The organism is Leucobacter sp. M11 (assembly GCF_035726885.1).
In the GTDB taxonomy this organism is placed as follows: domain Bacteria; phylum Actinomycetota; class Actinomycetes; order Actinomycetales; family Microbacteriaceae; genus JAPFRB01.
In genome coordinates this window covers 217,585-217,953 of the sequence record NZ_JAPFRB010000001.1, presented here as the reverse complement: position 1 = coordinate 217,953, position 369 = coordinate 217,585, and the positions used below count along the sequence as shown (strand labels likewise).

Here is a 369-nt window from a genome sequence, read left to right as displayed (position 1 = left end):
GGCTGCTCCAGCGACTACTGGCCCCAGATCCCCGCCGCGACCGAGAGCGAAGCGCCCACCGACGAGCCTGAGACCTCCGCGGCCCCGGTGCCGGTGACGAACCAGCAGATCGACCGGATTCTCGCGAACGTCTCCGAGGTTGCCGCGACCGGCGACCTTGCGAAGGACGCCGAGGCGCTCACGAGCCGCTTCGCGGGCCCCGCGCTGGCCCAGCGCACCGCCAACTACAAGGTGCGCGGTAGCGTCGACTCCGTCGCGGCCCCGCCCGCGATCACGGACGAGCGACTCGCCTACGAACTCATCCAGAGCACCGAGGGATGGCCCCGGACGCTCTTCATCACCGTGAGCTCGGCCCCGGAGCCGGTCGAC

General features: G+C 71.5%; 1 pseudogene. It reads left to right on the top strand.

Annotation, left to right across the window (positions count from 1 at the left end):
* Window positions 1-369: pseudogene (locus tag OOT08_RS01065) on the top strand (glycosyltransferase); the annotation flags it as partial.